Source organism: Paraburkholderia phenoliruptrix (assembly GCF_019511605.1).
In the GTDB taxonomy this organism is placed as follows: domain Bacteria; phylum Pseudomonadota; class Gammaproteobacteria; order Burkholderiales; family Burkholderiaceae; genus Paraburkholderia; species Paraburkholderia phenoliruptrix_A.
Map to the genome: position 1 here is coordinate 110897 of NZ_JAEUAV010000006.1, position 22548 is coordinate 133444.

Sequence of the window (22548 nt, forward strand, 5' to 3'; positions counted from 1 at the left end):
AATTATTGTCCTAGAGCAATCGGATTAAAAAATTGGCTTTGTATGCTGCATTCAAGGTTGCAGCGGGAAGCCGTGCAAGAGGCGGTCTGGGCGGATCTTGGCGGTGCCGCCTGCATGATGCGTCGCCACATTCATCACCTTGTTCATTACCTCATTCACCACGTCAACAACGGAATCGATATGAAAGCGAAGCGCACTTCAGGATTGCTCGGAGCCCTCTGCGTCGCCGCGGCGACGCTGACCGTGCCGGCGCAGCATGCGTCGGCGGAAACGACGTTGCAGCGCATCCAGCGCACGGGCGAAGTGCGCATCGGCTATGCCAATGAAGCGCCGTTTGCCTACACCACGCCTGACGGCAAGGTGACGGGCGAATCGCCGGAAATCGCCCGCAAGATCTTCGCGAAGATGGGCGTGAAGAAAGTAGACGGCGTGCTGACCGAATGGGGCTCGCTGATTCCCGGTCTGCGCGCGGGCCGCTTCGACGTGATCGCAGCGGGCATGTACATCACGCCCGAGCGCTGCAAGCAGGTGGCGTTCGCCAACCCGCAGTATCAGATCAAGGACACGCTGCTCGTGCCCAAAGGCAACCCGAAGAACCTCCATAGCTATGCGGACATCGGCAAGCAGCCCGACCTGAAGCTCGCGGTAATGGCGGGCGCGGTGGAACTCGCCAATTCGCGCGATGCCGGCGTGAAAGACGCGCAGTTGATGCAGGTGCCCGACACGACCGCGCAATTGCAGGCGGTGCGCGCGCGCCGTGCGGACGCGGCGGCCGGTACCGCGCTGACCATGAAGGGGCTCGCGGCCAAAGCCTCAGACCAGGTCGAGGCCGTTGCAAACTTCACCGACGACCCGAAGCACACCGGCTATGGCGCGCTCGCGTTCCGCCCGGAAGACACGGATTTGCGCGACGCGGTCAACAAGCAGTTGCACGACTGGCTCGGCACAGCCGATCATCTGCAAACGGTGGAGCCGTTCGGTTTCGACAAATCGAATCTGACTACGCGCACCGCCGCTGACATCTGCGGCAAGTAAGCGAACCGCGGATGCGCCGGCGAAGGCCGGCCCCGAGTCCCCAGGCGCGTGCAGAAGCACACGCCGTCATGCAAGCGAGGAACCGCCATGCGTGAACTGTTTCCCCTGTTGCTTCAAGGCACGCTCGTGACGGTGGAGATTGCCGCCTTCGCAACCGTGCTCGCCATCGTCATGGCGTTCGTTGCCACGGCGGCCAAGCTCGCGCCGTGGGCGCCGCTGCGCTGGCTTGGCAATGCCTACGTCGAGATCTTTCGCGGCACCTCGTTGCTCGTGCAACTATTCTGGTTTTTCTTCGTGCTGCCGCTGCCGCCGTTTCGCATCGAGATGACACCGTTCACGGTCGCCATTGTCGGACTGGGTTTGCATTACGGCGCATACGGTTCCGAAATTCTGCGCGGCGCATTGCGTTCGGTGCCAGGCGGACAATTCGAGGCCGCGCTCGCGCTGAACATGTCGCCGCTCACGCGCATGCGCCGCATCGTGCTGCCGCAAGCGATGATCAACGCGCTGCCGCCCGCCACCAATCTGATGATCGAGTTGCTCAAGGGTACTTCGCTGGTCTCGCTCATCACGCTCTCCGATCTGACGTTTCGTGCGCGGCAACTGGACGAGGCGACCTTCAAGACCGCCGAAATCTTCATGCTGACGCTCGTGATCTACTTCGTGCTCGCGCAGATTCTGGTGGCGTTGATGCGGCACTTCGAACGCCGCGTGAGCCACGGCATTATCCAGAGGGCCGCCCGATGAACAGCTTCTTCGATCTGCATTACGCCGAGCAGATTCTGCCGGCACTGCTGCGCGCGTCGGTGTACACCATCCTCATCACGCTCGTGGGTTTCGCTATCGCGCTGGTGCTGGGGCTCGTTCTCGCCGTGCTGCGGCGCAGCCACGTCAAGGCGGTGTCGCGCACGGTCGGCTTCATAGTCGAATTCATTCGCAGCACGCCTTTGCTGATTCAGGTGTACGTATTGTTTTATGTTCTGCCGGTGTACGGCGTCACGATGTCCGCGTTGACGGCGGGCACGGTCGGCATTGCGCTGCATTACGCGTGCTACACGTCGGAGGTGTACCGCGCGGGCCTCAACGGTGTGGCGCGCGGCCAGTGGGAAGCGGCTTGCGCGCTGTCGCTCTCGCCGTGGCGCACCTACAGCGGCGTGATTCTGCCGCAGGCGATTCGCCCGGTGATTCCCGCGCTCGGCAACTATCTGGTGGCGATGTTCAAGGACACGCCCGTGCTCTCGGCAATCACCGTGGTCGAATTGATGCAGCAGGCCAAGAACATTGGCTCCGAGACGTTCCGCTATCTCGAGCCGATCACGCTCGCCGGCATTTTCTTCCTGCTGATCAGCGTGAGCTTCGCGCAACTCGTGCGGCGGCTCGAATACGGCTTGAGGTTGCCATGAGCGTGAAGACCGACCTCGATGCCCTTACCCCGCCGCCTTCGGCCTTATCCGTGGAGAACCCAATGAAACGAGACGATCCCGCTTCCGTACTGGAGCCTCAGGCCGCTGCGCCGGGCGAGGGGCCCATGGTGCGCTTCGTCGGCGTGACCAAGCGCTACGGCGCGCTCACGGTGCTCGACGAACTCAACCTGGATATCGGCCGCAACGAGAAAGTGGCGATCATCGGCCCGAGCGGTTCGGGCAAATCCACCCTGCTGCGCGTGCTGATGACGCTCGACCCGCTGACGGACGGCATGATCGAAGTAGACGGCGAGCCTCTCACGCATATGCACAAGAACGGCCAACTGGTGCCCGCATCGCTGAAACATTTGCGGCGGGTACGCAGCAAGATAGGCATGGTGTTTCAGAGCTTCAATCTGTTTCCGCACATGACGGCGCTCGCCAACACGATAGAAGCGCCAATGCAGGTGCTCGGCCTCTCGCGCAAGGAAGCGACCGAGCGGGCGCGCGATCTGCTGTCGCTCGTCGGGCTCGAGGACAAATGCAATCACTACCCGTCGCAATTGTCGGGCGGCCAGCAGCAGCGCGTGGCGATTGCGCGGGCGCTGGCGATGCGGCCCAAGGTCATGCTGTTCGACGAAGTGACATCCGCGCTCGACCCCGAGTTGTGCGGCGAAGTGCTGAACGTGATTCGCAGGCTTGGCAGCGAGCACAACCTGACCATGCTGATGGTGACGCACCAGATGGGCTTCGCGCGCGAATTTGCGGACCGCGTATGCTTTTTCTCGCAAGGCAAGATCATCGAGCAGGGCCCGCCGCAGCAGTTCTTCAGCGCGCCGCAGCATGAGCGCACTCAGCAATTCCTGCGCGCGGTGAAGGAAGCGGTGTAGCCACGCAGGGCGTAGCGCGCTGCGCCGGGCAATCATGCGACTGCCCGGCTACGCGGTGCGCGCCTTCGTCAGCGTGTCAGGCGGTGCCGCGCCGGCCGCGTGCGATTTCGTCGCCGGCGTCGTGCGGCAGGCGCGCGGTGACCGGAATTGATAGAAACGAGAACAGTCCGACCACGACGAAGGCCGGCCAGAAGTCGGAGAACACAATGCGCGTGTGGCCCTGCAGGTTGTGCGAGATTTGCAGCACGATGCCCGCAATGGTCACGCCGAGCCCGAGCGAAATCTGCTGGATCACACTGGCCACGCTGGTGGCGCGGCCCACGTCGCGGCTTGGAATGTCGGCATACGCCAACGTGTTGAGCGATGTAAACTGAAGCGACGGAAAGAAACCGCCGAACAGCACCACGCACCAGATCAGCCAGTGCGGCGTGCCTGGAAAGAACAGACCGTAGATGGCAATGGCCACGCCCGCGCAGCCCGCGTTGAACATGAGCACGGTGCGAAAGCCGAACCGTTCGAGTATGCGCGAGGCCGCAGCCTTCATGAAAATCGAACCGAACGCCGACGCGCAGGTGATCGAGCCCGACACGAACGCCGTCATGCCAAGCCCTTCCTGCAACGCAAGCGGCAATAGAAACGGCACCGCGCCCAGACCGATGCGAAACAGCGAGCCGCCGGCCACGCTCGCGTGAAAGCTGGGAATGCGCAGCAGCCGCAGATCGAGCACCGGCATGTCCGCCCGATTCGCGTACAGCACGTAGATCACGAGCAGCACGACGCCGACGGCACACATGCCGAACGACACTGCGTTGGGCACCAGTTCGCCGCCCACGAGTGAAAGCCCGAGCATGAACAGCGACGCGCCGCTCGCGGACAACAGAAAGCCGACCCAGTCGAGCGGGCCCGGATGCGCTTCGCGCACATTGGCAATGTGCTTGTTGGCAAGCCAGATGCCGAGCAGACCGATTGGAATGTTGACGAAGAAAATCAGGCGCCAATGCAGATAGGTCGTGATGAAGCCGCCGAGCGGCGGACCGACCACCGGCCCGAGCAGCGCGGGCACCGTCAGATAATTGACCGCGCGTATGAAGTCCGACTTGGGCACCGAACGGAAAATGATGATGCGGCCCACGGGAACCATCATCGCGCCGCCAATGCCTTGCACGAAGCGCGCGACCACGAACATGCCGAGCGAAGTGGACGCCGCGCACATCAGCGAGCCGGCCATGAAAATGCCGATGGCTGTGCGAAACACAGTGCGCGAGCCGAAGCGGTCCGCAACCCAGCCGCAAATCGGAATGAACACGCCAAGGCCGATCACGTACGCGGTGACGGCGAGCTTCAGAGTGATGGGGTCTTGGCCGAGATCGCGGGCCAGCACGGGCAGCGACGTCACGATGACCGTGCCGTCCACGTTTTCCATGAACATCGCGCATGCGACGATCAGCGGAACGATGAAAGCGCCTAAAGCGAAGGGCATTGACCAGGCGGCTGAGAAAGCCGTCGATATAAAGCTTTGATTATGGCATTGCAGCGCAACGCACGGGACCGGAGTTGCCTCGCCCAATGCAAATGCAACGGACTCGAAAGACGAAGAGCCGGCGTGGAGCCGGCTCTTCGTGTGTGCATTGCAAAGCGCGTCGCAGTTCAGCGAGAAGCGCTGACGAGCGGCTGCAGTTGCGGCAGGATTTCAGTAGTAGCGCGCGCTACGTCGTTGGGGAAGTCGATCTCGATCCACGGCGCGCCGGTCACGTCGGCGGTGTCGAACACCTGGCTGCGCTCGAGCAGCAGATCGCGCACCGCCTCTTCGTGCGGCATGTTCGCCCGGCCGCCGTCGACATAACCTGCCACGATCTGCGCAAAACGCCGCGCCGTTTCCTCGCGAAAACGGAAGAAGCCCACGGATTCGCCAATGGTGTCGTATTCCAGATTCACCGCGAGCTGCTTGCGCAACTCCACCGGCACGCCGTCTTTCAGACACAGCTTCACGGGCTCGTCGCCGGCTTCGAAATCGCGGTCGATCAACAGGCGGTTGACCGTTTCGCCCGCTACCAGCGCGCTCAGAATGCGCTCGTCGTAGAGCACGTCGGCGTCCATCAGCAGCACGTCGCCGCCGCGCGTGAGCGCCTCGGCCACCGTGTGCACCGTCAGCACGCTGCCCAGGTCGTAGCGCGTGTTGAGCACGGTTTCCACCTTGTGCGGCCAGTTGATGCGCGCCAGTTCCCCCTGCACCGACTCCGGCTGAAAGCCGAGCGCCAGCACGACTTCGGTCACGCCGGCGGTTTCGAGCATTTGCAGATGCCGCTCGAGCAGGCTCATGCCGTCGAACTGCAACAGGCATTTCGGGAACTGGGCTTCCGGCGGTTGCTGGAGACGCAGGCCGAGGCCCGCAGCGAGGATGATGGCACGCATGCGCGGTCCTTTGAAAAGATACGGAGTTTAATCGACGGCGGGAACGCGCCCAAGGGCACGCCGCCGTTGCCAGCTTCGTTCGCTGAAATGCAAGACCAGCAGACCCGGCAAGCCTAGCAGGATTTCGCGCGCGCGCTTGGCGAGCGACAGCGCGAGCGCCGCGTCAGGCGGCAAGCCCACCAGCGGAGCAAGCAGCAGATAGCCGCCTTCCTGCACGCCGAGCGAGCCCGGAATCATGAAGGCCGCGCCGCGAATCGCCTGCCCCAGGCTTTCGAGCAGCAGCGCATCGACCCAGTCCACGGGATGACCGAGAAAGCGCAGTGCGAGCCACACTTCCACCGTGCCGACCACCCAACCCGCGAGGCTGAACGCGAAGCTCGCGGCCACCCGGGCGCGCTCGCGGTACATGGCCTGCACGGCGGCGTCGACAGCTTCGGCGCGCGTCATGAGCCCCGACCAGTCGCGCTTGCCGAATACCTTGGACAGTACGCCCAGAAGGCGGCCGAACAGTCCGCGCCGCTGCGCGTAGTAGAAGCCGACGATCATGCCGCCCAGCACGGCGGTTGCAATGAGCGTTGCGGTTCGCAGGTCGTGCAGCGCGCCGTGGGCGGCGTACGCGCCGAACATCAGCAGGCCGAACAGCGCGAAGATAATCTGCGCCAGCGCCTGCGCCGTCGTGCTCACGGTAATGGCGGCTGCCGCGTCGCGCATGCGCATGCCGCGTTGCGACAGTTGCCGCACCATTACGACCGGGCCGCCGATCTGGCCGGCCGGCAGCAGGCTGTTCACGGATTCGCCGATCCAGCGCGCGAACAGCGCGTCGCGCACCGGCAAAGGGTCATGCGCCTGGGCATTGTTGTCGCGATGTCGCGGCAGCAGCGTCGAGATCGCGCCTGCGTCGAGCGCGAGCGGCACGACATGAAAGGCCGCCACGAGCGCGAGCCCCCAGCCGGCCGCGAGCAGCGTCGATGCAACCGAACCGAAGCCCTGCCACGCGAGCAGGCCGACAAAGAGCGCCGTACCGATCGACAGCAGAATCAGGGCCGCCCGAGTCATGCGCGGTCCTCGCCGCGGCTGTTGCCCCGGGTCATTTGACGGAACACCTGGCGAAAGCCGAAATACGCAATGGCGTCTTTCATGTTCGAGATGAAGCGGCGCCACGGACGCATGTTCGGATCAGTAACGTATTCGAACGTAAGGGACACGCGCATTTCGTTCGGACCTGCCGGCGTGATGCGATGGCGCAGCTTGTCGCCGTCGAAAAACACGAGGCCGCCCGGCGGGATCTGCACCGAGCCCGGTTGATCCGGCACGTCCGGGTTGCGCGTATGCAGTTCGTAGTCGAGCCGGCACGACGATTCGTCGATCACGCCCAGCAGCAGCGTGTAGCGGCGGCCGTCGTAGTACGAAGTATCGTAGTGCCAGCCAATGTGGTCGCCCGGCCGCGTGTAGTAATAGAGCGCGTAAGCGTGCGGGTCGTCCGCCGGCGAGACTTGCAGCTTGTCGCCGCTCAGTTGCTCCAGCCAGCCGATCAGTTCCTTCGAGCGATACAGCTCCGCGATAAACGGCGCCAGACGGTCGATGGTATGACGGCTCACGCTGCCGCCCTGCTTGTGGCCCGGCAGGTAATTGCGGTTTACCTCGTCGAGCAGCGCACGCGCGCTGTGCACGAGTTGCGCGGTGACTTCAGGCGCAAGGAAATCCTCCATATAGAGGAACGCGCCTTGGTCGGCGAAGTCCTTGCGCAGGCGCGGATTGTCGAACGTGCGCGTGCGGCTTGCGACCGCGCGGTCGGCGTCGGGCGCTGCCGGGGCCTGCGCCGGCGCAGCGACGGCGGATTCCCGCGTGATCGATGCGGCCAGGTCGTCTTCGGCGTGTGTACTCATTTGCCCGCCCAGACCTGACTCGTTTCCGAAGCCGCCGAAGCCGCCGTGGCCACGGCCGACGGCTTGGCGCTGCGGCGCACGACACGCCGGTAATCGATCATCACCCACACGGCGAAAAGCGGCGCGCCGATAGAGGCGACCACGACGAACGGCAACACCACGCTCGTGAGCGTGACGATGGGCAGCAGGTACAGCACGTCTTCGGTTTCGAAGCCGCCGACTGCCGCCTGCTTCGTGCCGGCCTTGCCCGCCATTTCCTCGATACGCATGCGCAAGAAGAAGATCAGCGCGACGGCAACGCCGGCCACCGCACCGAGCCAGCCCGGCCCGACCACGAGGCCGGCGTGATTCGATGCGCTCGCGCCGACGCCCATGCCGACGAACAGCATGACGGTGACGAGGGCGTCTGCCGCGAGGTCGTAAAAATGACCGATCCGGCTCGTCTTGCCGCCGATGCGCGCGAGTTCGCCGTCGGTGTGATCGACGAAATTGGACAGCACGATCAGCAGCGCGCCGGCATTGGTCCACGCAAAGCCGCCGCGCGCGAGGCAAAGCGCGCCTGCTACGCCGATCAGCAGGCGCAGCGTGGTCAGATGATTGGGCGACACGCGCGTATGGACGAGCGGTACCACGAGCCAGCGGGCCAACCGCGCGTCCCAGGTTCTGGGCGGCGGTACGTTTATAGGAGTCTGCGGTCTTGAATTCATAACCCGGAAATATATACGGGATCGCAAAAGATTGCTTTCTTCCCGTTAGTTTCTTTGCCCTGCCCCAAACCCGCCGCGCTCTCGCTGACGGCCCGCGCGTAAAGCAGGATTGGCCGAATCGCGCTAAAGTGCGGGTCCTGTTGCGCCTGCCCCGCCGAACCTCTTCGATGCGCACCGTGTTCGCGGGCTCGCCGGCCTGCGTCCCATCGCCGGGCCGCGCGTTGTGCGCACACTACATTGCGCTACATTGAACATGCCGCTGTCCATGCTATGAAACGCTTTTTTCCGCTTGCCGCTTCGCGTGCCGTTCGTTGCGCCGCTCTTGCGGTCGCGGCCGGCGCGCTGCCGCTTGCCGCCCATGCGGCCGCTCTCGACGCGCCGCTCGCCTGCAATGAAACCGCCCACCAGTTCATCGCCGATCTGGCCGCCCAGCAACTGATCGATCCGAAACCCACGCGGGTCGAGAGCAATTCGATCAATGCATTTTCACCCGCGCAAGGCGCGGACCTGAGCGCGTTCGGCTTCCACGTGTTCGCGGTGGTCGGCTACGAGAAGGACGATCCGATGTTTCGGGTGGGCGAAGGCGAGCCAGTGGCGCGCTCGGCCTATGGGGTGGTGGTGTTCGGGAGCGAATCGAAGGTGAGGAACGCCGTGACGGCGGCCGGCGGCACGGCGATCGTGCACCGCGTGGCGCCGCTGATCACGGCGATTTTCTGCAAGCGCAGTTAAGGCGGCGCATTGCGGCGCGCCGCCTCACACGCCATTACAGCTTGATGGACGTCGGATCGGCCGTCAGGTAGCCGACCGTTGCGCCAAAGCGGTCCTTGTAGTTCGCGCGCACGAGCGGATCGAGCGTGGCTTTCACCTTGTCGTGCAGCGGGCTTTCCCAATCGCCGACGTGCTGGAAGTTGCTCATCACATAGGTCCAGCCGTTGATTTCGTCGACTGCGTGCAGCCCCGTCGACTCCGCGCCGGCCGGGCACGACAGCACGCGCGAGAGCGTCTTCGTGTCGACGTTGTACGCCCACAGGAAGTTGTTCACGTGCATGCCGCTGTCCTCGCCGATAAAGAGCGTGCGCAGCTTCTCCGAGAACTTCAGGTTATCCGGGTTCGCGATACGCTCGGCATTCGCGGTATTGCCGAGCGCGTCGGCCGTGGCCAGATCCTCGCCGACGAGCGCGGCGGGCGCCGCCATGTCGACCGGCACCCACTCGCTGTTGATCGCGCCGCCGCTGCGGTCGCTCTGGCCGCCCTTCATGTTCAGCGCGTAGACCGCACCGGCGCTGATGGTCTTGTCGACAGCCACGTCCGTCGAAGCGGCATTGCCGCGCACCATCGACTTCTCGATACGCGACATTGCCGAATACAGCACCTTGTCCTTGATATTGACCGTCGTGCCTTCGAGCTTGGTGAAGCCCATGCTGCCGCCGGCGAGCGCCGCGTAGCGATGCGTTTCCAGGAAGGCCGCGGCCTTGGTCATGCCCGGCTTCACGCGGACCCAGTTGAACGTGCCGTTGAAATTGATCTTCGTGTACGACGCGTCGGCGGGGTCCGCCGTCTTGACGTCCATGATGTCGGCGGCGGTCAGCGTGTTCGCGAGCGCCTCGATTTCATCGCTGGTCGCGTGGCCGAGGTTGATCCACGAAAGCGTTGCTGCGCCCGCGCCGCTCGACGACACCTGCGTCCACTTGGCGACATACAGCGTGCCCGCCGACAGGTCGGCCTCGCGATCCGCGACGAACATGAAGAGGCCGCCGTTGGTGGCGTCGTCGCCCATCAGCACCGTGCGTTTGTCCGGCATCACCTGAACGAGTTCGTGCGAGATGCGGCCGAGGCAGTAGTGTTTCTTGATGCTGCCGGTGCCGTCGGGGTTGACGGTGACTTCCGGCAGGTGGCCGTAGTGATACGGGTTGGCCGCTGTCTCGCTGCCGTACAGATTGCGGCTGAAGCCCTTGAACTGGCTGTTGGTGGAGATCGTGGTCGCGTCCGGTTCGTATTCCTCGCTCGACAGATGCGTGTTCCACGGCGAGAGGCTCGCGCCGCAGGTGATCCACAGACCATGCGCCTTCGACGTATCCACGTTGTGATAGCCGACCAGCGTCAGCTTGCCGGTCGCCTGGTCCTGGTCGAGCGTGAGCACGGCGATCGGCGAGGGCAACTGGCCATACATCGACACGAGGCTCTGGTCGCGCGTGGTGTATTCGAACTGCACCACCGCAAACACAGCCTTGCCCTTGATGCCCTTGACCGTGGGATTATCGAGGCGAATCAGCGAGCTGCCGTCCGGGCAATCGGAATAGAACTGGCGTTCCTTGCCGGGCACCGACTTGTCGATAATCGGCTGATTGTTGATGTCCACATAGCCGCCCGCGAGAATCGTCCCGCCCTGGATGTTCGGCACCATGTCGCCGGTGATGAAAAACGGCTGATACGACAGCTTGAAGGTGCGGCTGCTGCCGTCGCTCAATTGCACGGTCAGCGTCGAGCCCACTGTGGTCTTTGCCATCGACGCCGGGTCGGCGAGCGTCGGCGCGGCCATCGAACCGAAGGCCGCCGACACAAAGTTGGCAACCGGCTTGACCGGCGTCGCGAGGTCGTCGCTGCCGCCTCCGCAGGCGCTCAACATGGACGCCGTCGCAAGCCCGCCCAGCGGCAGCATCGGTACACCGGCAAACAGTTTCAGGGCCTTGCGGCGGGAGAGATCGAACGGCTCTGCCATGTTGTCGTAATCCTGGTTGTGGTTGGCGTGGGGTTGACTCACAGCCGGCACGACCTGGATTCAGACCGCATGATTCACGCTCGCGCCGCTATGACGCGAGGATTCTATGAATTGAATGTGAAAGTATATTGACAGGCTCAGGTAAGAATTTCGCCCGAGCAAAGCGGCGCTTGCCGCGCGGAGGTCAGCCCGGACGCCGGAATTCGTTTTCCACCCACGCCGACGCGCTCGCCTTGCTGAGCTTGAAGTTCGGCGCGACCTGCACTTGCGCGAGTTGCTCGCCGTACGCGTCGAGCGCCGTAAGCAGCGCGTAGGGTTCGTCTTCGTCGGGCACGATGTCGAGTGTAATGTCGAGCTCGTCGTTGCCGTCCGCGCTCTCCACGCGCACGGCCTTGTGAAGTTGCGCACGCAACTGCTGTTCATGGCGGCGCAATACTTCAGAGGCGGTTTTCACCAGCGTGTTGAACGCGGCCGCGTCGAGCGGCTTCGGGTCCTTCTTGTTGCGGCCCATTGTCCACGGGCCGACGAGCGCAGGTTCCGCTTCGCCGTCCTTGATCATGGCGACGGCCCAGCCTTCGTCGTCTTCGTTCTTGATCACGCGCGCGGTCCAGCCGTCGTCGCGCCACAGGCGGTCTTCGTGCACCGATTCGGAATCGCCGTCCAACTGCGCGGCGTCCTGTGAGGACGTGCCTTCCGTCGTGGAATCAACAGCAGGGGCGGACGATGGAAGGATGGGATCGGTCATTGCAGGTTCACTCACTTTCGCTGGACATGTACACACTTCGAGCCTGCAATTCTACCCGGCTCACGCATGCAAAGCGCCGCACTCCGACGAACGGACAAGTGCGCGCGGGTATTGCACGGGGACTGCACGGGTATCGCGCGGTTCAGTTTCGACGTGACAGGCCGCTATAAAACCGGCCACAAACCGCAGCGACGTTTCAGCTTGTAACGGGACTGCCGACGCGAGCGTGCGCTGGGTATACTCGGGCGTCCGCTTTCCGGGCGCGATTGCGATCGTGCTTGCAGCACGAGCGCTCTACGCGCGAAAAGCGGCTTCGTCGCGAAGCGTGACGCTGCGTCAATCGTATCTTTGGCGCGCTCGCTTCGCTCGCGCACACGCTCCCACCCAAGACGGGGAACGCCGACGACATCACCATGAAACGAATCTTCCTGCTTGCTCCCGCGGCTGTTGCAGTCGCGACCCTCGCGGCTTGCGGCTCGTCGAGCGGCCCTTCCGCGCACGACCCGTCGCAGCCTATGATGTACGTGTCCTCGCAGCGCGCGCCCGCTTATATCGCCAGTTGCCTCGAAAGCCGCTTGTCGCGCGTGCGGCTCTCGCGCGTGGGCAGCGCAACGCAAATCGCGGTCGGCTCCGACTCGAACAATTCGTACTTCGTCACGCTGACGCCGTCGAACGCCGGCTCTGTCATCAAGGTCATGCGCCCGGCCAATGCGCCGGATGATCCGCCGGAACCGGAAATGCGCTTCAATATTGCGCGTTGCGCGACCTAAGCTCCATATCGCGACCGTCGGCTCGATACTCCGCATGGCATCCAGCAACGCCCACCACGCAACCGGTTTCGCAGCGGGCGTCATTGCTGCGGCGCTCGTGTTGCACAACGGCGGCGGCCACGGCGGCCTCGTTTATGCGAGCGTGCTGCTGAGCTTCGTTGCGGGCGTGGCGGGAAGCACGGCGCCGGACTGGCTCGAAGTCGCCTGGTGGTCGCGCAAGCGTCGGCTGTGGATCGCGCACCGTACGCTGACGCATTGGGGCATCGGCTGGCTTGCGTTGCTCGGGCTTTCGTATCACGCGCTGGGCGATTCGATTTACGCCGCGGCTGCGTTCGGCTTCGCATGCGGCGGCGTGATGCATCTGCTCGCGGACTGGCCGAACCCGCTCGGTGTACCGTGGATCGGCGCACGGCATTCGTTGAACCTGTGGAACAGCGGACATTGCGACCTGATCGTGGTGGCCGCTTCGTGGGCAGCCGCGTGGTTTGTCGGTCGGCACGCGGGGCTGGCGGGCATGCATGGGCTGCAGATGCTTAGGCATCTGCGGCTTTGAATGGCGGCTTTGAAGCGCGGCTTTAAAGCGCGGCTTTGAATGGAGGCTTTGAAGCGCGGCGCTGGATTGTGATTTTGAAAGCGCGGTGTGGAATCGTAGCTCTCACTGCAACTTCGCACCCAGCTTCAAATCGCGCCTTCAGGCGCGCAGTCGAGCCTCATGTCTGCAAGCGGCCACCGCGCTCGTCAACGCGCGACGCCAAACACGCCTCTCAACGCATCGCCGCCGCGTAGTTCGCCGGCGTCACGCCCAACAGGCGCACGAAAGCCCGCGTCATGTGGCTCTGGTCGGCAAAGCCCGCCGCTGCAGCCGAGTCGGCGAGCGATATGCCGCGTGCTATCAGTTGCCGTGCCAGCGCCACGCGCCGCTGCATCCGGTACGCGTGCGGCGGCAGGCCGGTTTCGTGCGCGAACGCTCGCAGCAACTGGAAGCGGCTGATGCCCGCTTCGTCCGCGAGATCGGCCAGCGTGAGCGGCGCGGCCGGATCGTCGTCGATACGCGCCCTGGCACGCGCAATCGGTCCGGCCGAGCGCGACGCCAACGCGTTCGCGTGGCGCGTCGTGCGACGGCTCGCGAGCGCGCACAGCAGATGCGCGATCAGTTCGAGCAACGCGTGCTCGCGCGCGAGGTCATCGCCCGCGCAAGGCGGCTGCACCGCCACCGCAAAGAGCCGCTCGAAAAGACGCTTGAGCAACACATCTTGCACGACGGGCTGCGCGAGTTCGACGTCGCGCACCTCGGCGCCGCTCAATTCGGCCGCGGCGTCGGCCAGCATGGACGGCTCGAAGTACAGCATGTGCCAGGCACGGCCACGCTCGTCGAGCGGGCTGCCGTCGTGCACTTCGCCGGGGTTGACCGTAATCACGTCGTTCATGCGCGCTTCGACAGGCCCGCGGCCGCTCGCGGACTTATGCCCGCCGCTGAGAATCACGCCCACGCCGAAACGGTCGTGCGAATGGCGCGGAAACGCGCGCGCGGTTTCGGCCACCGTCGCCTCCACGCCAGCTATCGCGCAACGGGGCATGTAGACGCGGCCACGCGTCCCGTCGCGCGCGGACATTAGCGCCGCCCTTCGTCGCGCTCGCCTTCGCGCACCTTGCCTTGCGAAACGCTGCTGCCAGGCGGCACGCTATGCGTGAGCCACACGTTTCCGCCAATCACCGAGCCGCGCCCAATGGTCACGCGTCCGAGAATCGTCGCGCCTGCGTAGATCACCACGTCGTCCTCGACGATAGGATGCCGCGCATTGCCCTTGATGAGCGTGCCGTCCACATCCGCGGCGAAGCTCTTGGCCCCGAGCGTCACGGCCTGATACACGCGCACGTGCTCGCCGATAATCGCCGTTTCGCCGATCACGACGCCCGTGCCGTGATCGATGAAAAAACTCGGGCCGATCGTCGCGCCCGGATGAATGTCGATGCCGGTCGCGGAATGCGCGATCTCGTTGATAAAGCGCGCGAGCAACGGCACGCCGAGACCATGCAGCGCATGCGCGAGCCGATGATGCGTCATTGCCCACACCCCCGGATAGCAAAGCAGGATTTCGGTGATGTGCTGCGCAGCCGGGTCGCCGGTGAACGCGGCCTGAATGTCGCTCACGAGCAGCGCACGAATGCGCGGCAACTGCGTGCCGAACTCGCGGGCCACTTCGAACGCGCGCTCGCGCAATTCGGCCTCCGACGTTTGCGCGTGTTCGGGCAGGAAGCGCAACGCGCGGCGAATCTGCTCGGCAAGCAGACGCAACGTGCTTTCGAGCGTGTGGCCGACGTAATAGTCGACGGTTTCGTCAGTCAGATCGGGCGCGCCGTAGTGCGTGGGAAAGAGCGCCGCGCGCAGGCCGGCGACAATGCCGATCACCGCTTCGCGCGAGGGCAGTTCGCGAATGCCGAGCGGATGCCGCGTGCGGTGCAACTCTTCACGCGACGCGCGCAGGTCCGCGACGATCTGTTCAAGGCCCCAGTTGTGGGAAGGCACGTTAGGCATAAAGACAGCGCCGTGCGACGGGGGCACGGTATCGGGTGATTGTCCCGAGAGATTACCGCGTTTTGCGCAGGCTCGCGCAGCGTTGCGCGAAGGCGTGCGGGCGCGCAAGCAGAGGCAGCGCGCCGCTCAGATGGTCACGCTGCTCGCGTCGATCCAGCGCACCGCCCAATCGCGTGCATGGGCGATGGCGGCCGCTTCATCGGGAAAGCGCAGATCGGTAGGAAAAAAACGGTTCGCGACGAGCTCGCCGTCGCTCGATCGCGAGATGACCACGTACGGCTGCCAACTGCCGTCGCCGGCCCGCGCCGGTGCGCAATTTAACAAATAGCCGCGATGTGTAAATGCAGCATCGAAGTGCATATGTCACCCGCCCTGACGGCCCCCGTGGAATGTTTTCAGTAAGCCCGCGTTCGTTGCACACCGCGCCCAAAAAGAGCAGGGAGTATTCCGCACAGTAGAACCGGCGCCGCGCGCATTAACCGCTGCGCTTGAACCTCCCCCCTCTCGCCGGAGTATGATCATACTCTGTAGAAAATGCGCGTTCATTAAAAAAAACGAAAGACGCGCGCTCGCAATCGCCTCGGAAAAGGTACGGACTTTGCTCTCCTCGTACCTGACTTCTTGCAAGGAGAATGCATATGAACAGCCATATCGACAAGTCCACAGACGCGGCCAAACCCATGGGCGCGAGCCGCCCCTACAGCGCGGAGTTGCATAACGACCGCACGCACGACAGCACGGTCGACACCGACGGCAAGAACCACGAAGCCGCGCGCATTGCAGGGCAAAGCCCCATAGCCGTGGACGAGATCACCAACAGCAACGCAACGCTCGTCAACAGCGTGCCGGAAGCGCTCGACGGCATGGCGGGGTTCGACAGCCGGGTGGGCGGCAATCATCTGTTGCTTGCGCTCGCGCCTGGCTACACGGTGATCGACAAGGGCATGCTGGAGCCGCAGGCGCTGCATTCCACGGACGATCTCTTCGACTATTCGCGCGCGGGTGAAAACCGCGGCGAACGCGGCCGCGCCCATTACGCCCTTAATCATTTGCGCCCCACGCGGCTGATCGAAATACATCGCGTGAAATAATCAGTTCTTTCTGCACGTTTTGTTTGAATTGCGCCGGTCAAGCCGATTTGTCGGTGGATACCGGCGCCCTCGTCGTTTAACAGCCCGCGCTTTAAACGAATATCCGCAATTAGAAACTGGCGGTTGCGAGACCTGCTCGCCGCCGGGGCTTTTTGTTGCGGTGCGACGCGGCGCACAATCGCCGCACGTCAAACTCAACGGAGCAGCGAATGAAAAAGATCGTCGTGATCGGCGCCACCGGCACCCTCGGCCAGGCAGTGAGCGCGGAGCTGAAGGCGCGCCATGAAGTCGTCGAGGTCGGTGCTACGCGCGGCCAGTATCAGGTGGACAGCACAGATCCCGCGAGCGTCGAGCGGCTTTTTGGCGAGATCGGCAAGGTGGACGGGGTCGTCACGACCATCGGCAAACTGCATTTCGGTCCGCTGCCGCAAATGAGTATCGAACAGTTCTGGGTCGGCCTGCGGGACAAGCTGATGGGGCAGATCAACGTCGTGCTCACGGCGCAGCACTATGTGAACGACGGCGGCTCGTTCACGCTGACCAGCGGCATTGTTGGCGACGAGCCGATTCGCGAGGGCGCGAATGCGACGACCGTCAATCTGGCATTGGAAGGTTTCGTGCGCGGCGCGGCAATCGAACTGCCGCGCGGCATTCGTATCAACGTAGTCAGCCCGACGGTGTTGAGCGAGTCGATGGAAGCCTACGCGCCGTACTTCCGTGGCTTCGAACCGGTCACGGCGCAGCGCGCTGCGCAAGCGTATCTGCGCAGTGTGGAAGGCGCGCAGACCGGCCGCGTTTATCGCGTGGGCTACTGAGCGAGCTACCGAGCGACCCAGCAATAGGGCCGGCGCGTTCGCAAGTTGCGACGCGCTTCAGTGCTTCTGCTCCTTCACGCGTGAGACGATCTGCGTCGGGCTCACGAACTGCAGCGCGATCAGCACCCAGATCAGCGTGATCGCCATGTAGATCATCGCCATCGCGTCGATGGATTGCGGCGCCCGCACGCCAGTGGAAAACACCGCGTAATACAGTGCGACCACCAGTGTTTGCGTCGCGGGCCCCGCTGTGAAAAACGTCAGCTCGAACATGCCGATGGTCCGCACCAGCACGAGCAACGCGGCCGCCAGCATGCCGGGCACGAGCAGCGGCAACAGCACGTAGCGGAAATAGCGAAACGTGTTGGCGCCGAAAATTCGCGCCGCCGCTTCGAGGTTCGGATCGATCTGCTCGATAAACGGCGTCATGACCAGAATCACGAAAGGCAGCGCGGGTACGAGGTTCGCCAGTATCACGCCGCTTAGCGTACCGGCGAGCCCCACTTTGTACATCACCGTTGCCATGGGTATGCCGTAGGTGACGGGCGGCACCATCAACGGCAGCAGAAAAACCAGCATGGCGATGCGCTTGCCGGGAAACTGCACGCGCGCGAGCGCATACGCCGCGGGCACGCCGAGCAGCACCGACAGCACGACGACTGCGCCCACCACCTCGAGCGTCACCCACAACACGCTCGCCAACTGGAAGTCGCGCCACGCCTGCGCATACCAATGCAGCGTGAAGCCCTGCGGCAGCAGGGTGCCGAACCAGCGCGTCGCGATTGAATTGACCGCCACCGTCGCAATCAGCAACACGACGTTGACGAGGAAGAACACCATTGCGCCCCACACCAGCACGCGCCACGCGCGGCCCGCTGCGCTCTCTTGCGGCTTCGCGCGCTTGCCGGGCTTGCGGGCTCCGTCGCTCGCTTCTGCTGCGGCTGGCGCGGACCAGGCAGACGGCGCGCCGCGATGCTCGGTCCTCATCAGCCTTTGCCTCCTGTTGCCGGGCCGCTGTAGAAGAGCCGTCGCGCGCCAAGCATCGCGGCGACCACCAGCAGTTGCACGAAGCCCATCACCATCGCAATCGCGGAGGCGAGCGAATAGTCATAGCTTTCGAACGCTGCTTCGGCGGCAGCAATCGACATCACGCGTGTCGGTCCCGCGGGCGCGCCCAGCAGCACCGCCGATGGAAACACCGAAAACGCCTGCACGAACGAAAGACACGCGGCCATCGTCAAGCCGGGCACGAGCAGCGGTAAATAGATGCGCAGAAACTGTTGCCAAGGGCTCGCACCGAGCGTGGCGGCAGCGCTCGCGAGCGTGGGGTCGATGCCGGTCACGTACGACAGTGTCAACAGAAATGCGAACGGGAAACCGGACACGATCAGCGAAATCAGCACGCCCCAAAAGTTATGCGTGAGCCGCACTTCGCTCGCATAGAGATGCAGACCGTGCAGCGCTTGCGGGAACCAGCCGTTCGGCCCGAAGTAAGTGAGCATGCCGTCGGCGATCAGCACAGTGCCGAGCGTGACCGGAATCACCAGCAACGTGGTCACGAACTTCTGATAACGCGAATACCGTCGCAACGCGAATGCAACCGGCACCGAGACGCCCACGTTGATCAGCGTCGCGGGCACGGCGAGCTTTAATGTGACGAGAATGGTCGGCCACATCGACGTGTCGGTGAAGAACGTCAGATAGTTGGCCCATGCGCTGCCGCCGTTCATCGGCCGGAACGACAGTGCAAGACCGTAGGCGAACGGATAGATGAACAACGCGACGATAAAGAGCAACGCCGGCGTGACGAGCCAAGCCTTGGCGTCGCGCTGCAGTGTGGGCGCGGTGGGCGGCACGGGCGTGGGCAACGTCGGTGAGTTCATGCCGCCTCTGCGTCATACACCAGCGTGCGCGACGGCGGTACGCGCAAGCTGATGCGCTGGCCCTCTTCGAACTCGCCCGCCACGCGCGCCCACAAGTCGCCGAACGCGGTCTTCACGCGCAGCAACGAACTGTTGCCGCCATATTCGACCACGTTGACCAAGGCGTCGAACGCGTTATCGGTGTCCGGCGCCACGCGCTCCATGTCTTCGGGACGCAACGCCACGCTCACGCGTTTGCTGTTGAACGCTGCCATGGGCGTGCCGATCAGACGCACGCCATTCGCGCTCACCACGACGCCTTCGCCCTGCGTGCCTTCAAGCGTGAATTCGGCGACATTGCGATAGCCCATGAAGCGCGCAACATGCAGATTGCGCGGCCGCGTGTAGACCTCTTTCGGCGTCGCGACCTGTTGCACCACGCCCTCTCTCATCACGACGATGCGGTCGGCCATCGAAAGCGCTTCGTCCTGATCGTGCGTGACGTACAGCGTCGCGCGTTCGAGCTGACTATGAATACGCCGGATTTCGGCGCGCATTTCGATACGCAGCTTCGTATCGAGGTTGGAAAGCGGTTCGTCCATCAGAATGAGCGGCGGCTCGATGACGATGGCGCGCGCAATCGCCACACGCTGTTGCTGACCGCCCGAAAGCTGCCCCGGCAACTTGCGCTCATGGCCGACCAGTTGCACCAGTTGCAGCGCCTCGCGCGCGCGTCGCGCAATGTCGCTTTTGCCGACACCGCGCATTTTCAGACCGAAGCCGACGTTATCGAGCACGCTCATATGCGGAAACAGCGCGTAGTTCTGAAACACCATGCCGAAGCCGCGCTTTTCCGGCGGCAACACGTCGATCCGTTTGTCGTCGAGCCAGATGCCGCCGCCGCTCAACGGTTGCAAACCGGCAATGCAGTTCAGCGCCGTCGACTTGCCGCAGCCCGAAGGTCCGAGCAGCGCGATGAACTCGCCGCGCCGAATGTTCAGGTCGAGTCCTTGCAGCGCCGCGATAGACTGACCTTCCGCGTTCGTGAAATTGCGGCTCACCGAATCGAGCCGCAACTGCTCAAAGTGGTGCTTCATGGGCGGTTTCCTGATGCGCGCGAGCCGTCACGCGCGAATCGCACTGGCATGGATGGTCGAGCGCAGGCGCACAGGGACGGGCTATTTGGTCTTCTGCGCGCCGACTTCCGTGTCCCACTTCCTGAACGCGGCGACCATTGCGGCCGCATTGAGCGGCAAAACGTGCGGACGTTCTGCCAGCAGCTTTGCGTACTCAGGGCGTCCATATTTCTTCAGGACTTCCTGGCTATGCGCGGGAGCCTGTGCCTCGGTGAGGCCCTTGATCGCAGGGCCGGGATAGAAGTAGCCGTCGTCGTAGGTCATGGCCTGCTGCGCGGGCTCCAGCATGAAGTTCATCAGCTTGTAGAGCACCTCGAGTTTTTCTTTCGGCACGCCCTTGGGAATCACCATGTAGTGCGCGTCGTTCACCCACGTCATGTTGTCGAACGCCTGCACGCGGAAATCGGCCGGCACGATGCCCAGCGCGCGTGGATTGATGTCCCAGCCTGTCACCGTGACCGTCATGTCGCGCGTGCCCTCGCCCAGCTCCTTCATGACCGCCGAGGTGCCGCCCGGATAGTACGGAATGCATTCGTTCAGTTGCTTGAGGAAGGCCCAGGTCTTGTCCCAACCGTTGATGGGATCTTGCGGATTCTTGTCGCCGAGTACATACGGCAGGCCCATCAGAAATGTGCGGCCCGGGCCCGAGTTCGCGGGACGCGCGTAGATCAGCTTGTCCGGATGGGCTTTGCACCATTGCAGCAGTTGCTCCGGCGTTTTCGGCGGATCGCTGACTTTCGCGGGGTTGAATTCGAGGAGCGGTCCGGCCGGCATATACGCGACTTCCAGACCGAAGCCCTGCGCGAGCTCCTGCATCTTGCGCGGACCGGGCGCGTATTTGTCGAGCACGCCGGGGAACTGCGCCGCATTGTCGGGCAGCAGCTTCGTCCACAGGTTCTGTTCGATGCCGGCCGCGAGTGCGTCCGTGCCGGTCAGCACGAGGTCGATGTCGGAGCGGCCGGCCGCCTGCATTGCCTTGATCTTGCCGGGCAATTGCGGCGCGGGTGCGTTCGTGTAGGTGATATTGGCGACGAGGTTCGGATACTTCGCCTTGAACGCCTCGAAGCCCTTTTGCGTGAGTTGCAGATCGCCGGCCACGTCGACGATATTGAGTGTGACCGGATCGGCCGCATACGCGGACGATGCGAATGCGGCGCTCGCCGCGAGACATACCGACACCAGCCCGAGCGACAACCTGCACGAAACAGTCATTGCGTCTCCTCGCTTCTTGGTATGAAGTCCGCCGGTCGACTACCCCTTGCGTCTTGTCTCCTTCAACCACTGCAACATAGCGAAGCGGCACAGCCGATGTCAAGCAAATACGCGTGAGCGCGTTTCATCCACTGATCGATGGGCGCGGGCTTCCTGCGCGCCGCGTTGCGCAGCGCGCGTTCAGCCTCCCCTCACGCCTTGCGTGTTCACATACAGGGAATAGAGGCCGTGACTCGCCGCCATGAAAAGCCGGTTGCGATGCCGTCCGCCAAAGCACACGTTCGCGCAGCGCTCCGGCAACGCAATGTGCCCGAGCGGCTCGCCTTGCGCCGTGAAGACGCGCACGCCGTCGAGCTCGTCCGTGCCCATGCCCCAGCCGCACCAGAGGTTGCCGTGGATATCGACGCGAAAGCCATCCGGCGTGCCGGGGCCGGCGTCGATCAGCACGCGGCTGTTCGCGAGCGCCGCGCCCGCGCCGTTGTCCTGCACGTCGAACGCAAGAATCTTGCGCGGCGTATTTCGCGATTCGACGACGTAGAGCACGGACTCGTCAGGTGAAAACGCGAGCCCGTTCGGTCCGCATATGCCGTCGGCAACCATGCTCACTTCGCCCGACTGGCCGTCGATGCGGTATACGCACGCCGGCAGTTCCGATTCCTGCTTCTCGCCTTCGTAGAAGCTGTCGATGCCGAAGGTGGGATCGCTGAACCAGATGGAACCGTCCGACTTCACCACCACGTCGTTCGGCGAATTAAAGCGCTTGCCATGGTAGCGATCCGCCAGCACGGTGATCGAGCCGTCGTATTCGGTGCGGGTCACGCGGCGCGTCAGATGCTCGCAGCTCACCAGCCGGCCCTGCCGGTCGCGCGTATGGCCGTTCGCATTGTTCGACGACTGGCGAAACGTGCTCACGAGGCCGCTCGCTTCGTCCCAGCGCAGAATGCGGTCGTTGGGTATGTCGCTCCACAGCAGATAGCGGCCGTCGCCGAACCAGACCGGCCCCTCGGACCAGCGCGCGCCCTGATAAAGACACTCGACAGACGCCGACGCAAGAGTCAGCGCCTTGAAGCGCGGATCGAACACACGCACGGAAGGGTCGGGGTAACGTCGGCTGTTGTCGGTCATGCTGTCTCTGTAGAGTTGGATTGACGTGCGACGCGTGCGCGCCGCACCGGCGATCTTCGCATGATGTTCAGACGGCGTCGAACTCGCCAGCGGCGACCTTGGCAACAGCGGCAACAGCGGCCGTGGCACGAGTCGCACGAAGCCACGTAACCACTGGACGCACAAAAACTCGCGAAGCCCTCGCGTCAGCAGCGAAACGCTGGC

Annotated in this window: 24 protein-coding genes; 9 read left to right on the top strand and 15 right to left on the bottom strand. The window is 63.9% G+C overall.

Annotated features, from left to right (window positions below):
* The first annotated feature begins 180 nt into the window (after positions 1–180).
* From ehuB to ehuA, 4 genes are all read left to right on the top strand, one after another.
* Positions 181–1035 (top strand): ectoine/hydroxyectoine ABC transporter substrate-binding protein EhuB, encoded by an 855-nt coding sequence (gene ehuB / locus JNB89_RS10930; RefSeq protein ID WP_041729629.1) that lies wholly within the window; start codon positions 181–183, stop codon positions 1033–1035.
* An 87-nt stretch (positions 1036–1122) separates the two neighbouring features.
* The gene (gene ehuC / locus JNB89_RS10935) at positions 1123–1782 is read left to right on the top strand and encodes an ectoine/hydroxyectoine ABC transporter permease subunit EhuC (RefSeq protein WP_013342530.1); all 660 of its coding nucleotides are present in this window, start codon (positions 1123–1125) and stop codon (positions 1780–1782) included.
* Positions 1779–2438, top strand: coding sequence for an ectoine/hydroxyectoine ABC transporter permease subunit EhuD (gene ehuD / locus JNB89_RS10940; RefSeq protein WP_220362187.1), 660 nt, complete (start codon positions 1779–1781; stop codon positions 2436–2438). The genes ehuC and ehuD overlap by 4 nt, the downstream gene beginning before the upstream one ends.
* Positions 2439–2500: 62 nt before the next feature.
* Positions 2501–3328 (top strand): ectoine/hydroxyectoine ABC transporter ATP-binding protein EhuA, encoded by an 828-nt coding sequence (gene ehuA, locus JNB89_RS10945; RefSeq protein ID WP_276572770.1) that lies wholly within the window; start codon positions 2501–2503, stop codon positions 3326–3328.
* Positions 3329–3404: 76 nt separating this feature from the next.
* Here the strand turns inward: ehuA and JNB89_RS10950 are convergent, their stop codons facing one another.
* The 5 genes from JNB89_RS10950 to JNB89_RS10970 form a co-directional block, all read right to left on the bottom strand.
* On the bottom strand, positions 3405–4808 hold the full coding sequence (locus JNB89_RS10950) for an MFS transporter (RefSeq protein WP_220362188.1): 1404 nt from the start codon (positions 4806–4808) through the stop codon (positions 3405–3407).
* A gap of 167 nt (positions 4809–4975) precedes the next feature.
* Complete coding sequence (locus JNB89_RS10955; protein WP_013342526.1) at positions 4976–5740, bottom strand: NTP transferase domain-containing protein; 765 nt, start codon at positions 5738–5740, stop codon at positions 4976–4978.
* 27 nt (positions 5741–5767) lie between these two features.
* A complete protein-coding gene (locus JNB89_RS10960) occupies positions 5768–6796 on the bottom strand; it encodes a lysylphosphatidylglycerol synthase domain-containing protein (protein WP_013342525.1) in 1029 nt (342 codons plus the stop codon).
* Complete coding sequence (locus JNB89_RS10965; protein WP_220362189.1) at positions 6793–7626, bottom strand: HalD/BesD family halogenase; 834 nt, start codon at positions 7624–7626, stop codon at positions 6793–6795. The genes JNB89_RS10960 and JNB89_RS10965 overlap by 4 nt, the downstream gene beginning before the upstream one ends.
* On the bottom strand, positions 7623–8333 hold the full coding sequence (locus tag JNB89_RS10970; RefSeq protein WP_220362190.1) for a CDP-alcohol phosphatidyltransferase family protein: 711 nt from the start codon (positions 8331–8333) through the stop codon (positions 7623–7625). The genes JNB89_RS10965 and JNB89_RS10970 overlap by 4 nt, the downstream gene beginning before the upstream one ends.
* Positions 8334–8603: 270 nt before the next feature.
* On the opposite strand from JNB89_RS10970, the gene JNB89_RS10975 reads away from it, so the two are divergent.
* Positions 8604–9062 carry a hypothetical protein gene (locus JNB89_RS10975; RefSeq protein WP_220362191.1) on the top strand — a complete coding sequence of 153 codons (459 nt, stop codon included), beginning with the start codon at positions 8604–8606 and terminating at the stop codon, positions 9060–9062.
* Positions 9063–9096: 34 nt separating this feature from the next.
* Here JNB89_RS10975 and JNB89_RS10980 read toward each other — a convergent pair whose 3' ends face one another.
* Together JNB89_RS10980 and JNB89_RS10985 are read right to left on the bottom strand one after the other, a co-directional pair.
* Positions 9097–11052: a PhoX family protein gene (locus tag JNB89_RS10980; protein WP_135891589.1), complete on the bottom strand. Its 1956-nt coding sequence runs from the start codon at positions 11050–11052 to the stop codon at positions 9097–9099.
* A 184-nt stretch (positions 11053–11236) separates the two neighbouring features.
* On the bottom strand, positions 11237–11797 hold the full coding sequence (locus JNB89_RS10985; protein WP_220362192.1) for a hypothetical protein: 561 nt from the start codon (positions 11795–11797) through the stop codon (positions 11237–11239).
* 413 nt (positions 11798–12210) lie between these two features.
* Here JNB89_RS10985 and JNB89_RS10990 point away from each other — a divergent pair, with 413 nt between their 5' ends.
* Together JNB89_RS10990 and JNB89_RS10995 are read left to right on the top strand one after the other, a co-directional pair.
* A complete protein-coding gene (locus tag JNB89_RS10990) occupies positions 12211–12567 on the top strand; it encodes a sugar ABC transporter ATPase (RefSeq protein ID WP_220362193.1) in 357 nt (118 codons plus the stop codon).
* Positions 12568–12601: 34 nt separating this feature from the next.
* Entirely contained in the window at positions 12602–13120 is a 519-nt protein-coding gene (locus JNB89_RS10995; RefSeq protein ID WP_220362194.1) for a metal-dependent hydrolase, read from the top strand.
* Positions 13121–13331: 211 nt separating this feature from the next.
* On the opposite strand, the gene JNB89_RS11000 is transcribed toward JNB89_RS10995, so the two are convergent.
* The 3 genes from JNB89_RS11000 to JNB89_RS11010 all read right to left on the bottom strand — a co-directional run bounded on the left by JNB89_RS11000 (position 13332) and on the right by JNB89_RS11010 (position 15463).
* On the bottom strand, positions 13332–14180 hold the full coding sequence (locus tag JNB89_RS11000; RefSeq protein ID WP_220362195.1) for an AraC family transcriptional regulator: 849 nt from the start codon (positions 14178–14180) through the stop codon (positions 13332–13334).
* The gene (gene epsC, locus JNB89_RS11005) at positions 14180–15103 is read right to left on the bottom strand and encodes a serine O-acetyltransferase EpsC (RefSeq protein WP_220362196.1); all 924 of its coding nucleotides are present in this window, start codon (positions 15101–15103) and stop codon (positions 14180–14182) included. The genes JNB89_RS11000 and epsC overlap by 1 nt, the downstream gene beginning before the upstream one ends.
* Positions 15104–15229: 126 nt before the next feature.
* Positions 15230–15463, bottom strand: a complete 234-nt coding sequence (locus JNB89_RS11010) for a hypothetical protein (protein ID WP_013342515.1) — start codon at positions 15461–15463, stop codon at positions 15230–15232.
* Positions 15464–15741: 278 nt separating this feature from the next.
* Here JNB89_RS11010 and JNB89_RS11015 point away from each other — a divergent pair, with 278 nt between their 5' ends.
* Together JNB89_RS11015 and JNB89_RS11020 are read left to right on the top strand one after the other, a co-directional pair.
* Positions 15742–16194, top strand: coding sequence for a DUF3005 domain-containing protein (locus JNB89_RS11015; protein ID WP_220362197.1), 453 nt, complete (start codon positions 15742–15744; stop codon positions 16192–16194).
* Between the two features lie 209 nt (positions 16195–16403).
* Positions 16404–17009: a short chain dehydrogenase gene (locus JNB89_RS11020; RefSeq protein WP_220362198.1), complete on the top strand. Its 606-nt coding sequence runs from the start codon at positions 16404–16406 to the stop codon at positions 17007–17009.
* 57 nt (positions 17010–17066) lie between these two features.
* Here JNB89_RS11020 and JNB89_RS11025 read toward each other — a convergent pair whose 3' ends face one another.
* From JNB89_RS11025 to JNB89_RS11045, 5 genes are all read right to left on the bottom strand, one after another.
* Positions 17067–17996, bottom strand: coding sequence for an ABC transporter permease (locus JNB89_RS11025; protein ID WP_220362199.1), 930 nt, complete (start codon positions 17994–17996; stop codon positions 17067–17069).
* Positions 17996–18892 carry an ABC transporter permease gene (locus JNB89_RS11030; protein ID WP_218741218.1) on the bottom strand — a complete coding sequence of 299 codons (897 nt, stop codon included), beginning with the start codon at positions 18890–18892 and terminating at the stop codon, positions 17996–17998. Before JNB89_RS11030 ends, JNB89_RS11025 begins: the two co-directional genes overlap by 1 nt.
* Complete coding sequence (locus JNB89_RS11035; RefSeq protein ID WP_220362200.1) at positions 18889–19968, bottom strand: ABC transporter ATP-binding protein; 1080 nt, start codon at positions 19966–19968, stop codon at positions 18889–18891. Before JNB89_RS11035 ends, JNB89_RS11030 begins: the two co-directional genes overlap by 4 nt.
* An 81-nt stretch (positions 19969–20049) precedes the next feature.
* A complete protein-coding gene (locus JNB89_RS11040) occupies positions 20050–21219 on the bottom strand; it encodes an extracellular solute-binding protein (protein WP_013342509.1) in 1170 nt (389 codons plus the stop codon).
* A gap of 180 nt (positions 21220–21399) precedes the next feature.
* Complete coding sequence (locus JNB89_RS11045; protein ID WP_220362201.1) at positions 21400–22344, bottom strand: SMP-30/gluconolactonase/LRE family protein; 945 nt, start codon at positions 22342–22344, stop codon at positions 21400–21402.
* Positions 22345–22548: the final 204 nt, after the last annotated feature.

Excerpts from the sequence above, each read along its gene's own strand:
- JNB89_RS11045 (WP_220362201.1), bottom strand. The coding sequence starts at position 22,344 with ATGACCGACAACAGCCGACGTTACCCCGACCCTTCCGTGCGTGTGTTC.
- ehuD (WP_220362187.1), top strand. The coding sequence starts at position 1,779 with ATGAACAGCTTCTTCGATCTGCATTACGCCGAGCAGATTCTGCCGGCA.
- JNB89_RS10955 (WP_013342526.1), bottom strand. The coding sequence starts at position 5,740 with ATGCGTGCCATCATCCTCGCTGCGGGCCTCGGCCTGCGTCTCCAGCAA.
- JNB89_RS11020 (WP_220362198.1), top strand. The coding sequence starts at position 16,404 with ATGAAAAAGATCGTCGTGATCGGCGCCACCGGCACCCTCGGCCAGGCA.
- JNB89_RS11030 (WP_218741218.1), bottom strand. The coding sequence starts at position 18,892 with ATGAACTCACCGACGTTGCCCACGCCCGTGCCGCCCACCGCGCCCACA.
- JNB89_RS10970 (WP_220362190.1), bottom strand. The coding sequence starts at position 8,333 with ATGAATTCAAGACCGCAGACTCCTATAAACGTACCGCCGCCCAGAACC.
- ehuB (WP_041729629.1), top strand. The coding sequence starts at position 181 with ATGAAAGCGAAGCGCACTTCAGGATTGCTCGGAGCCCTCTGCGTCGCC.
- JNB89_RS10990 (WP_220362193.1), top strand. The coding sequence starts at position 12,211 with ATGAAACGAATCTTCCTGCTTGCTCCCGCGGCTGTTGCAGTCGCGACC.
- JNB89_RS11040 (WP_013342509.1), bottom strand. The coding sequence starts at position 21,219 with ATGACTGTTTCGTGCAGGTTGTCGCTCGGGCTGGTGTCGGTATGTCTC.
- JNB89_RS10965 (WP_220362189.1), bottom strand. The coding sequence starts at position 7,626 with ATGAGTACACACGCCGAAGACGACCTGGCCGCATCGATCACGCGGGAA.
- JNB89_RS10985 (WP_220362192.1), bottom strand. The coding sequence starts at position 11,797 with ATGACCGATCCCATCCTTCCATCGTCCGCCCCTGCTGTTGATTCCACG.
- JNB89_RS10995 (WP_220362194.1), top strand. The coding sequence starts at position 12,602 with ATGGCATCCAGCAACGCCCACCACGCAACCGGTTTCGCAGCGGGCGTC.
- ehuA (WP_276572770.1), top strand. The coding sequence starts at position 2,501 with ATGAAACGAGACGATCCCGCTTCCGTACTGGAGCCTCAGGCCGCTGCG.
- JNB89_RS10950 (WP_220362188.1), bottom strand. The coding sequence starts at position 4,808 with ATGCCCTTCGCTTTAGGCGCTTTCATCGTTCCGCTGATCGTCGCATGC.
- JNB89_RS11000 (WP_220362195.1), bottom strand. The coding sequence starts at position 14,180 with ATGTCCGCGCGCGACGGGACGCGTGGCCGCGTCTACATGCCCCGTTGC.
- JNB89_RS10980 (WP_135891589.1), bottom strand. The coding sequence starts at position 11,052 with ATGGCAGAGCCGTTCGATCTCTCCCGCCGCAAGGCCCTGAAACTGTTT.
- JNB89_RS11010 (WP_013342515.1), bottom strand. The coding sequence starts at position 15,463 with ATGCACTTCGATGCTGCATTTACACATCGCGGCTATTTGTTAAATTGC.
- JNB89_RS11025 (WP_220362199.1), bottom strand. The coding sequence starts at position 17,996 with ATGAGGACCGAGCATCGCGGCGCGCCGTCTGCCTGGTCCGCGCCAGCC.
- JNB89_RS11035 (WP_220362200.1), bottom strand. The coding sequence starts at position 19,968 with ATGAAGCACCACTTTGAGCAGTTGCGGCTCGATTCGGTGAGCCGCAAT.
- JNB89_RS10960 (WP_013342525.1), bottom strand. The coding sequence starts at position 6,796 with ATGACTCGGGCGGCCCTGATTCTGCTGTCGATCGGTACGGCGCTCTTT.
- ehuC (WP_013342530.1), top strand. The coding sequence starts at position 1,123 with ATGCGTGAACTGTTTCCCCTGTTGCTTCAAGGCACGCTCGTGACGGTG.
- JNB89_RS10975 (WP_220362191.1), top strand. The coding sequence starts at position 8,604 with ATGAAACGCTTTTTTCCGCTTGCCGCTTCGCGTGCCGTTCGTTGCGCC.
- epsC (WP_220362196.1), bottom strand. The coding sequence starts at position 15,103 with ATGCCTAACGTGCCTTCCCACAACTGGGGCCTTGAACAGATCGTCGCG.
- JNB89_RS11015 (WP_220362197.1), top strand. The coding sequence starts at position 15,742 with ATGAACAGCCATATCGACAAGTCCACAGACGCGGCCAAACCCATGGGC.